Here is an 11,187-nt window from a genome sequence, read left to right as displayed (position 1 = left end):
TCCATTAAAATCATAACTGATACTTACGATTTAGAGAGGTGTTTTTTATCGTCTCATTCTCAGGGTTCACTCCAATAGGGAAGGATAACGTTTTTTATAATTCATCCAATAAGAGATATCGATTTATTAAAAAAGTAGCATCCTATAAAACTTGAGGGGTATGTTGCGAATTATCTTTTTGGACATTTCCCTTTATTTTTTTACGTTCTAAATTTTGAACAAAAAGTGCCTGAACAATACCTCCAACTATTAAGAAACATGCACAAATATAAAATAGCATATTACCGTTTAGTTTACTTAATAATACTGCACCAATAACAGGACCGCACGTTCGAGATATATCCCAGTGTATGCCATAAATCGAAAAATACAATCCACGTTTATCTGTAGGAGCGATCTCTGAAACGAATCGCAATAAATGGTTTAAAGCCATACTTTCTCCAATGACTAAGAAGAGTAATGTGAAAAATAGTGACGAGATTGTTGCTGAAAGCCCGTAGCCAATTGCGGCTATCGTATAGCAGGCGTAAGAAATAAGGATGATTTTCGTCATGGAAAATCGTTCAGACCATTTTACGAGGAAAATTTGTAGAATGATTTCCAAAATGGCTTTACAAGTTGAAATAAATGCGAGTATGAATACGAAATTTGGAAATACATGTTCTGCGAAAATACGATAATTTGTTTCCGTTTGTGCATAGAAAAAGCTAATAGGAAGTGTAGAAGCCATAAGTCCAAATACAGCGTAATGTTTGTGTACAAATTGTTTTGGAGATGATGCTACTTCAAGTGTTTGTTTTGGCGTTGTAATTGCTGGAGCAGTTTCTGGGAGCTGCGTCCAAACAACTATTGCATATATCATAAGTGTAATACTTTGCATCATAAATAAATATTCAGGGTGAGTAGTATAAAAGATAGCACCAATTAAAGGACCGATTACGGATCCAATTGCTCCCATCGTTTGCAGGAGAGCAAAAATTTCTGCTTGCTGCTTTTGTTTTGTTAAATCGGCAATTTGCGCACGTTGAGCTGGAATGTATAAAGAACGACCAATACCATTAATGACGTATAACAGTGCAAATATAAAAATGGATTGAGCAAAAATAAAACTACCGATTGCAACACCTTGCAGCAATAGGCCGAGTAACATAATTTTTTTTCTCCCATATTTATCAGTAACGCCTCCAGCAATAAGTGTAAAGACAATGTCTGAAAGTGGTTGTAGTCCGAAAATAAGCATAGTCATCATTATATTGCCGTTTAACATCTTATTAACGTATATAATCATAATGAGGGCTAACATTGATTCCGTTGTTCGGGTTAATAATTCACCACACAGTCTAATGATAATCGGTTTATTGTAACGTAGTAAGAGATGGTTCAATATGATTTCCTCCTTTCTATATTGAAATGATAAGATGAAAGGAGAAATGGAAAAAGGGTAGAAATAAAAGGGAGTATTTTTCACCTTTTAGGGGGATTATGATGTTTATATTAGATCAATACATTGAACTATGGATTGCCTATGGGAAAGGGAAACGAGAAGGAGAACAATTTGAAATAACAGTGCAAAATATATCTGAAACTTTATTTTGTACAGAGCGTAATAGTAAATTAATTATAAAAAAATTAGAAGAGTTACATTGGATCGCTTGGTTTCCAGGTCGCGGGAGAGGAAATCGTTCTAAGTTAATATTTAAAAAGCATCCGGCACCATTGATTTTAGATAGAGGAAAAGAAATAACGAAAAAAGGGGATGTGAAAAGCGGGATCTCATTTGTGGAACGCTATAGCGCACATTTTCCATCAGTAAAGGGAGAATATCAGTCTTGGGTTGATTCTATATTTGGTCATAAAATTGAAATGACATCTGAAGGGAGAAAAGATGTACTCCGTTTACAAGTACAAATGAATCTGGACATCGTTTTAGATCCAGTTTACGCTACAATGCGCTCGGAATGTCATATGGTTAAACATATTTTTGATACACTCGTATATATCAATGAAGAAAGAACTGCTATTGAGCCGAGACTTGCTTTTCACTGGGAATATAATGATGAAGAAAAAATATGGACATTTTATTTACGAAAAGGAGTTCACTTTCATAATGGAAAACGCCTTACTGCACATGATGTTATATATTCATTGAATCGATTCATGACAGCTGTAGACAACCCGCACGCATGGATGTTACAGCATGTGGAAAGTTTTCATGCAGTAGGTGAATATGTTTTAGAAATTAAATTACATACGGAAAATATGATGTTTTTACATATGCTAAGTTTAGAACAGTGTTCTATCGTAAGTGAAGATGAAGCAGGAAAATTAATGGGGACAGGACCTTTTCAGTTATACAAAAGTAATGAAGATCTGTTTATACTGGAAGCGCATCATTTATATTTTCGTGAGAGACCTTTTCTAGATCGCGTTGAGTTGTGGAATGTAGAACAAAGTGTAGATACATATGATGTTTTAGTAAAGGCACAGTATAAAGATAAAGAGAAACATAATAAAGAACTGTCTCGACTTGAGTCGAACGTGACTTATGTAACATGCAATCTTACGAAAGAAGGACCAATGCAAGATAAGTTATTTCGGAAAGCGTTATATAAAATCATTCATGGCGATATAATCGTTCAAGAACTCGGTGGAGAACGTGGAGAAGTGGCAAAGGAACTAATATCAGCAAAGGCCAGCATAGTAGAGATAGAGGAAGATATAGAAAGTTTAATGAAAAGAAGTATTTATCATAATGAAGTGCTACAACTGTATACATTTAAAGGACGAGATCACGTTGAAGATGCACAATGGATACAAAAAGAGTGTGCGAAGTATGGAATTTGTGTAGAGATTAATTTTCTTGAAATAGAAGAACTATTGCAAATAGGTACGATACAAAAAGCTGATATCATGCATGATAGCGCAACAATTAGTGAACGAATAGAAGATAGTTTGCTATATATGTTTCTGACAAAAAACAGTTTTATTCATGGGCATAGCAGCATGAACTTTCACGAAATGTTGTCCCCTTATTTTAAACAAGAACAAGTAGAGAAAAGAGTTACACTGTTACGCGATCTTGAGGACACATTGTTACGTCAAATTCATATTATTCCTTTATATCGTAACAAACAAGAGGTAAGTACTCATGAAAAAGTACAAAATATAATGATTAATTCGCAAGGTTGGATTGATTTTTATGAAATATGGTTTAAGTCTTGATATATATAGGTTCTTACGCATTTTTCAGAAGATGTGTCAGAGCCTTTTTTCTATGTGAAAGAAGTTTGTTTTACACATTGTTACGCTACTTGTAGTATAATTCCATTTACAGCGTAACAGTGTTATGTTACATTGTTGTTAGGAAGGAGTGTTACACAGTTGAGTACAAATTTAATTTCAAAAAAAGAATTATTAGAGCTTACAGGTATTTCATACGGACAGTTATATAGGTGGAAGAGAAAAAATTTAATTCCGGAAGATTGGTTTGTACGAAAGTCAACATTTACTGGTCAAGAGACATTTTTTCCGAAAGAAAAGATTTTAGAGCGTATTGATAAAATCCAAACGATGAAAGAAGATTTATCACTAGATGAATTAGCAAATATGTTTTCACCGAGTGTGACAGAAATCCTTTTAACGAAAGAAGATCTCATCCGTAAAGGGATTACATCAGAACCTGTTTTACAATTTTTTATTGAGCAAACGAACAAAACGGCAGACTTTCGATTTGTAGATATTCTTTATGTGTATATGTTAGAAGAGTTACTACAATCAGGAGAAGTTAGTTTAGAAGAAGGTAAAATGGTTCTGCAAGTTTTACGAGAAAATTATGAAGCAATCAAACATAAAAATTGTGATTTAGTTATGATTCGAAAAATAGGGATTTCTACATGTTTCTTAGTATCGAATATTGAGGATTTAATTTTTGAAAAGGGAACGAAGATTATTTTACGAGAAGCGATTATGAAGTATACCGAAGCATTAAAAACTAAACTGTTGTAGTGGAGGAGAAATAATGCGTACAGAAAATTTAATTATAAATGGTTACGGTTCATCCAATGGCGGTGAATTTCATAAAGTACAACTAAATGGAAAAGGCACTGTAAACGGAAATGTTGAATGTGATGAATTTCAATGTAATGGTTATGGTGCAGTAACTGGTGATTTGAACAGTAGCAACGCAAGAATTAGTGGATCAGGTAAAGTCGATGGTACAGTTAATACAGAAACGATGCGAATTGATGGGAAAGCAACAATTACACAAGATGTAAAGGCGAATAGTTTAAAAATTGCAGGAAAAGGTACGATAGGTGGAAACGTTAAGGGTGAAGAATTTAAAATCAACGGTCAAGCGACGATTGATGGGAATTGTGAAGTTGATATTTTTTCTTCAGAAGGACAATTTACAATCGGTGGTTTATTAAGCGCAGATGAGATTAATATAAATATTCACGGTACATGTAGAGCGAAAGAAATTGGCGGCCAAACGATTAAAGTAAGACATAGATTGAGTACATTTAGTAGACTATTTAAATCAGTATTTGGCTTGCAGTTAGAAGCTGAATTGTTAGAAGGTGACAATATCGATATTGATTATGCTCACATAAAAACAGTAAGAGGAAACAATGTAACAGTAGGACCGAACTGTGAGATTGAACTGATTGAATATAGCGGTGTTATTACTGTTGATAAAAGCGCAAATGTAAAAGAAATTAAGCAAGTTTAACGGAGGGGGGAAATCAGTATGGAACATCAACATAGTCTCACAGTAAATGGTTCTGGTAATTCAGCGGGCGGAGATTATAACAAAGTGAAGATTCGCGGTGAAGGGACAATTGCGAATGATATGAGTTGTAATGAGTTTAAAACATATGGCACAAGTGATGTGCGTGGCAATATGAAAGTTAAAAACTATGTCGTGTATGGAGATAGTGAAGTACAAGGAAATGTAGATGCAGCATATGTAAAAGTATATGGTAATACACAAATGCATGGTGATGCTCATATTGAAAAAACAAAAATTAGAGGTATGATTGATGTTACAGGGAAGTTTTCAGGTGATTTCGTAGATGTGAAAGGTGCTTTAAATGTGAAGGGAGATATTGAAGTAGAAGAATTATCACTAACTGGTGGTCTTGAAAGTGATGGTTTGCTTAATGCTGAACATATTGAAATCTCACTTCGTTATGAAGGAAGTAAAGTAAGAGAAATCGGTGGCAAAAAGATTACAGTGCGTAAGAAATCAAGATTTATTCCTTTTACTAGTCATGCTGGAAACCTCCAAACTTTAATTGTTGAAGGGGATGATATTTATTTAGAACATACAATTGCTGAAGTAGTAAGAGGAAACAACGTTACCATTGGTCCTGGATGTGAAATTAGTGTTGTAGAATATCATACTAGTTTTAATCAAAAAGGTAATGCAGTCGTAAAAGAACATAAACAAATATAAGTAATGCGAGGGAGAGCAAGAGATATGGTTGAGAAGAATAATAAGCTTGGCTTTATTGTGGCGGGCTTATTGCTAGGTATTTTAATGGCATCAATGGATAATACCATTGTCGTAACAGCGATGGGAACGATCGTTGGTGACTTAGGAGGTCTTGAAAACTTTGTATGGGTCGTTTCTGCCTATATGGTCGCAGAAATGGCAGGTATGCCGATTTTCGGTAAACTATCAGATATGTATGGAAGAAAGAGATTCTTTATTTTCGGTTTAATCGTCTTTATGATTGGTTCGGCACTTTGTGGGACTGCTGAAAATATTACACAATTAGGCATTTATCGTGCCATTCAAGGTATTGGCGGCGGGGCATTAGTGCCGATCGCGTTTACTATCGTGTTTGATATTTTCCCACCTGAAAAGCGCGGGAAAATGGGTGGATTATTCGGAGCAGTATTTGGATTATCAAGTATTTTCGGGCCATTACTTGGCGCATATATTACAGATTATATTAGTTGGCACTGGGTATTTTATATTAACTTACCGCTTGGCATTTTAGCACTTATTTTTATTACATTCTTTTATAAAGAATCACGAGTTCATAAAAAACAAAAAATTGATTGGTTCGGCGCAATTACTTTAGTTGGTGCAGTAGTTTCTTTAATGTTTGCACTTGAACTTGGCGGACAAAAATATGATTGGGATTCTAGCTTTATTTTAAGTTTATTTGCTGGATTCGCTATTTTAATAATCGCATTTATTTATATCGAACGAAAAGTAGAAGAGCCAATCATTTCATTTGAGATGTTTAAACAACGTTTGTTTGGAATGAGTACAATTATTGCATTATGTTACGGAGCTGCATTTATGTCAGCAACTGTGTACATTCCGTTATTTATTCAAGGTGTATATGGTGGGACTGCAACAAACTCAGGATTGTTACTTTTACCGATGATGTTAGGGTCAGTCGTAACAGCACAGTTAGGCGGATTTTTAACGACAAAGCTTAGCTACCGAAACATTATGATTATTTCTGCTGTTATTATGCTAATCGGATTATTCTTATTAAGCACGTTAACGCCTGAAACAAGTCGGGCAATATTAACGGTTTACATGATTATTATCGGATTCGGAGTTGGTTTCTCATTCTCGGTACTAAGCATGGCTTCAATTCACAACTTTGGTATGGAACAGCGCGGATCTGCGACTTCAACGAGTAACTTTATTCGTTCATTAGGTATGACACTTGGTATTACAATCTTCGGAATGATCCAAAGAACAGGTTTCCAAGAACAATTAGAAGAAGCATTTAAAGGTATGGGCGGGGGAATGAATTCAAACGCTTTAGGAGATTCAAGAGCCATTTTATCAGAATCGGCTAGAACTCAAATTCCGCCACAAATATTAGATAAAATTATTGACGCTCTTTCTAGTTCAATCGTTCAAACATTCATGTGGGCATTGGTACCAGCTGGTTTAGCATTCGTATTCATTTTCTTTATGGGAAATGAGCGCATGGTGTTGCAGAAAGAACAAAAGAATATAAAGAGTGAAACATCAAAATCTTAATGAAAAAGCTCCTTTCAAATTTGAAAGGAGCTTTTGTCGTATGTACGGTGTTAAATTAGCCTTCGATGATTTCGTATTCTTCGTCTGCTAATAATAAAATTTGTGTTTTCTTACCTTTGTTTTGAACTTCGATTACATCATATGTACCTAAGTCTCTTAGTTTGCTTTGAGAAGCATTAACCATAACTTCCATAGAATCAATTAAGATATCTTCTTCAATGTATGATTCAGGCAATGCCATATCTTCAGTTTCTAATACACATGCGTATAGATTTTGTAAGTTTTCAGCAGTTGGGTTTTGTTCCTCAACATCAATGATGTTTTTTACTGCGTCCATATTTTCTTCTTTTGCTTGATATACTTTAATTTTAGCCATTGTTTTAATCTCCTTTATAACGTAATCGTAGAGGCTACACCTTATTATAACGTTTTTTTCATGAAAGATGAAATTGTTATACGTATTTATAGTAAAAAATATGTGTTATTACTTATAATTGGTGTAATTCCCTTATTAATCTAATGAGTAGTTAACTATCTCCTTACGTTAATATTATATTGTCCAAGCTTTTCTTATCTTCCGCTCATATTATATGTATTAGATAAAAACATATAGGGAAGGGATTGAATGTAAGTGGATTGCGAGCCGAAACGAAATTGTGGGTGTTGTCAAAATAGTATATGTGAATTTTTACAAAGTCTAGAACCTTTTACTCAAGTTGAAAGTATCGTAATAGCTGGAAACGAAATCGATGTATCTTATTTTCTTTCATTTAACAAGAGGAAGGGCATTGTATCATTTGTACAACAAGACAATGAGGTAATATTTGTAGACTGTTCAAAGATTGATGCAATTCGAATAGGAAAAGTGTGTAGTTGTAAATCGAAAGTTAAATATATTGAAGAGGACTTTAGCTTGCTAGGAAATGTTTGCCCGCAATGTTTAACGGAGGGTAGTACAATCTTTTTTGATTTTAACAATCCTGAATTAAATGTGTCTTTCCAAGCAACCACAATTAATCCACCTAGATGTACTGAATTTACAGATGAACTCGGGAATGTAGTAAAGCAAATTACTATAGTAGGTGAGGCAATTGTTTCTAAAGATTTCGTTCAAGTGCCTGAACTGGTAGGTTTTCGACTGCTTTTATCGCATCCAGCTGGAGATCCTTTAAACTACGGATTGTTATTTATTAATTTTCCTGATACGATTTTTATTTTTATATTGGCATCAAGCGGATACCTTTCCATTTCGAACTGCTTAAAAATAGAGAGTGGAACTGGTAATGCTGAAATAGAAGAGCTGAAAAAAATGATAAAGGATGACGATAACACGTACAAATCAGTTGTTAAATTGACTAAAGTATATAAAAATGCTGAGACGGAATCCTTTATTTCTAAGAAGGAGTTATAACGTATCTATTGATTAACCCTCTTAAAATACAGGAGGGTTTTTACATATAATAGGAGCGTTATAGCGGCGGGAAAATCACTTTTGTCGTATGTACGGTGTTAGAAGTAAATAGAGTGGTTAGTTGTACTATGATTTGTTATGGATAATCTCCTATAATGCGGTCTTTTGCAGCAAAATATGAAAGAAGCCATTACAGAAAAGCTAGGGGAATAGTATGTAATTGATTTAAATAAAGTGACGGAAGAGCATACAATATTGATAAAGCAATTAAGAAAAGGGCTATTGAAGCAGCCCTTTTCTTAATTATGTACATAGCTGTTGCTATTTTTATTGTGTTTACATAGTTATCCAAACTTGATAGCATGTTTAATCAAAAGTTGAGTAATTTATTTACTAAATTCCTTTTGAGCTCTCATATAGCTTCCTATGATATTTTGATAACTTGGAAGGTGTTTAGCAAGTAAAGCTCCAAAGCCTTCAACATCATTTCGCCAGTCACGCTGTAATTCTGCTGCAACGCTAAACCAGTTCATTAGTTGAACCCCGCCATGAGCCATACGCATAAGAGCGGCATCACTTTTTGAAAGACGAGAATAGAAATCAGTCATTTTATAATCCCCCTTAAAAAGCTTATTTATAAATCAATCTTACAGTGATTCGACTGGATTGGGTATATGTTAAAATTTTATCAACAAATATGTTTTATTTGGATAATAAGATATATATTTTAAAATTGAAAAAGTGAATTTTTATTTTTTGATTTGATGTTATAATGATTTTGTATTTGTGAATAATTTATAATTATATGAAAGTTAAGTCTAAGGGGTGTTTGCTTATATGCCGAATAAATGGATGTGTAAAAAGGGTATAAGTTACCTCATGAAAATGTAGAGTTATATTGATTTGTAGAAAGCAGGAATGTAAATGATATATGAAGCGAATATACATACTAGAAGAAAATTAGTTTCCATGTTCGAAGATTTTAATAATGTTATATTACTTTCTTATTTACAAGGACATATGGGAAGAGCCTGGGTAAACGATCTTGAAAATCCAACAGTAGCACAAGTTACAGTAGGGATTTTCACATTTTATACTGGAGATCCAAATGTGAAAGAAACAGAAGAGTTATTACGTAATATTCCTGAAAAAATGTTAGTAATCGTAAATAGTGAAGAATGGAAAAAGCGTTTAGAAACATTTTATGAAAGAAAAATAGATAAGTTTTTACGCTATAAATTCAAACGTAATTCGGAATTTTTTAATCGTTCAAAATTACAATCTTTTATATCAACACTTCCAAAAGGATACGAGTTAAGAAGAATAGATGAGCATATTGCAAATAATTCTACACTACATAAGCTTTCTGAAGACTTTACAAGTCAATTTCAATCGGTAGAAGATTATTTAAATCGAGGTATAGGTTATAGCATTTTGTATAATGGAGAAGTTATATGCGGTGCATCCTCGTATAGTATTTACGATAAGGGGATAGAAATTGAAGTTGCGACGGATCTGAACCATAGAAGAAAAGGTTTGGCGACCGTAGTGAGTGCAGCGTTAATATTGGATTGTTTAGAAAAGGGAAAATACCCAAACTGGGATGCAGCGAATACGACATCTGCCAAACTAGCAGAAAAGCTAGGATATGTTTTTGATAAGGCGTATGATACTTATTTTGTGGATAATAGATGAATGAGCAGAGATTGTAAGAGTTGTACAAAATAAAGAATTTAAAAAGGGAAAGACAAATGACTGGAATGTTTCGATAGCATTGTTAAAAACTCCTATGGAAATATTAGGGGATAAAATGATTATTTCAATAATAAGGAGATTTTATAATCTATTGAGTACAAAAACCGGCTTTTTTAGCCGGTTTTTATTTTTTATAAAGGGGACAATAGTCGTGATGTTCTGTTTTGTGGATAGTATTAAGTTGGCAGATGGTTCTTATTAAATGTATTCTTTGTTAGGTAGAATAAAAGACTCTTGAAAAATTAATTTTGGAACACCTATTAGCTCTATCATAAAAAAGTCGAGAAATTCTATTTTATATAGGTAGATATCAGTATAGGCTCCATATATTAATTTATGTATTTTTAACTATCAAGAGGAATTGAAGCTTTTACTATGCAATTGATAAAAGTGACTATGATACAAACCCACGCATTAATAGAAAAAGTACATATACAGTAAAGAGAGTTAAAAAACTCTAAATTTTATTATAAAGGAGATTATAAAATATGAGTGAACAATGTCCAATTAATGTACCATGTCAGGTAGTAGGACAAACCCAAACACCATTAAGTGATGCACCTGCAATGCCAATTACTACTCCGGGAGCACCAATTGTAAAAATACCGGTTGTATTAGCAGAAAGAACAATTCAAATTGTTGTAGAATCTGATATTTCATTAGATCCTCCAGCGGTTGAAATTAAACGTATCTTAAAAAATGCATTTTTAACACAATGTAAGTTAGTTCCTGTAGCATTCGAACCAGTACCAGGAACACCTTACCGTCGAGTTACAAGAGCAAAGTTATTTGTACAAGGATATATTCGTAAAAATATTGAATATGCAAATGACGAGTGTAATGGAGTGCTATATGACCGCATTGCTAATGTTCCATTTTCTGGTTTTGCTGATTTAACAGCTGGTGATTTTCTATCACTAGCTATAGTGGCTGCTTCCTCAGATACTACTTCTCACTTTATTAATCCTAAAAATGGTGATCTACCACGTTTAGACAAATACTTCTT

10 protein-coding genes and 1 pseudogene are annotated in these 11,187 nt (G+C 33.6%); 8 read left to right on the top strand and 3 right to left on the bottom strand.

Annotation, left to right across the window (positions count from 1 at the left end; genetic code table 11):
* Positions 1-142: 142 nt before the first annotated feature.
* On the bottom strand, positions 143-1,384 hold the full coding sequence (locus G9F74_RS28915; RefSeq protein WP_001016142.1) for an MDR family MFS transporter: 1,242 nt from the start codon (positions 1,382-1,384) through the stop codon (positions 143-145).
* Positions 1,385-1,485: 101 nt separating this feature from the next.
* Here G9F74_RS28915 and G9F74_RS28910 point away from each other — a divergent pair, with 101 nt between their 5' ends.
* From G9F74_RS28910 to G9F74_RS28890, 5 genes are all read left to right on the top strand, one after another.
* The gene (locus G9F74_RS28910) at positions 1,486-3,222 is read left to right on the top strand and encodes an ABC transporter substrate-binding protein (protein WP_016108596.1); all 1,737 of its coding nucleotides are present in this window, start codon (positions 1,486-1,488) and stop codon (positions 3,220-3,222) included.
* 159 nt (positions 3,223-3,381) lie between these two features.
* The gene (locus G9F74_RS28905; RefSeq protein WP_000106212.1) at positions 3,382-4,005 is read left to right on the top strand and encodes a YhbD family protein; all 624 of its coding nucleotides are present in this window, start codon (positions 3,382-3,384) and stop codon (positions 4,003-4,005) included.
* 13 nt (positions 4,006-4,018) lie between these two features.
* The gene (locus tag G9F74_RS28900; RefSeq protein ID WP_001258574.1) at positions 4,019-4,729 is read left to right on the top strand and encodes a polymer-forming cytoskeletal protein; all 711 of its coding nucleotides are present in this window, start codon (positions 4,019-4,021) and stop codon (positions 4,727-4,729) included.
* Positions 4,730-4,747: 18 nt separating this feature from the next.
* Positions 4,748-5,455, top strand: a complete 708-nt coding sequence (locus G9F74_RS28895) for a hypothetical protein (protein ID WP_016108595.1) — start codon at positions 4,748-4,750, stop codon at positions 5,453-5,455.
* Between the two features lie 24 nt (positions 5,456-5,479).
* Positions 5,480-7,015, top strand: a complete 1,536-nt coding sequence (locus G9F74_RS28890) for an MDR family MFS transporter (protein ID WP_016108594.1) — start codon at positions 5,480-5,482, stop codon at positions 7,013-7,015.
* 55 nt (positions 7,016-7,070) lie between these two features.
* On the opposite strand, the gene G9F74_RS28885 is transcribed toward G9F74_RS28890, so the two are convergent.
* Positions 7,071-7,391, bottom strand: a complete 321-nt coding sequence (locus G9F74_RS28885) for a hypothetical protein (RefSeq protein WP_001062729.1) — start codon at positions 7,389-7,391, stop codon at positions 7,071-7,073.
* A 255-nt stretch (positions 7,392-7,646) separates the two neighbouring features.
* Between G9F74_RS28885 and G9F74_RS28880 the strand changes: the two genes are divergently transcribed.
* Positions 7,647-8,426, top strand: a complete 780-nt coding sequence (locus G9F74_RS28880) for a BC_2878 family exosporium-associated protein (protein ID WP_016108593.1) — start codon at positions 7,647-7,649, stop codon at positions 8,424-8,426.
* A gap of 386 nt (positions 8,427-8,812) precedes the next feature.
* On the opposite strand, the pseudogene G9F74_RS28875 reads toward G9F74_RS28880, so the two are convergent.
* Positions 8,813-9,010, bottom strand: a pseudogene (locus tag G9F74_RS28875) (isochorismatase hydrolase); the annotation flags it as partial.
* Between the two features lie 340 nt (positions 9,011-9,350).
* Here G9F74_RS28875 and G9F74_RS28870 point away from each other — a divergent pair.
* Both G9F74_RS28870 and G9F74_RS28865 read left to right on the top strand, forming a co-directional pair.
* Positions 9,351-10,121, top strand: coding sequence for a GNAT family N-acetyltransferase (locus tag G9F74_RS28870; RefSeq protein ID WP_000638740.1), 771 nt, complete (start codon positions 9,351-9,353; stop codon positions 10,119-10,121).
* Between the two features lie 548 nt (positions 10,122-10,669).
* On the top strand, positions 10,670-11,187 hold a 518-nt coding region (locus G9F74_RS28865), incomplete at its 3' end, for a DUF7852 domain-containing protein (protein ID WP_165406396.1).

Origin of the sequence: Bacillus sp. EKM202B, assembly GCF_011066025.1 — a bacterium.
Classification (GTDB): domain Bacteria; phylum Bacillota; class Bacilli; order Bacillales; family Bacillaceae_G; genus Bacillus_A; species Bacillus_A toyonensis.
Note: the sequence above shows the minus strand (reverse complement) of the source record. Positions and strands in the feature narration are given on the sequence as shown.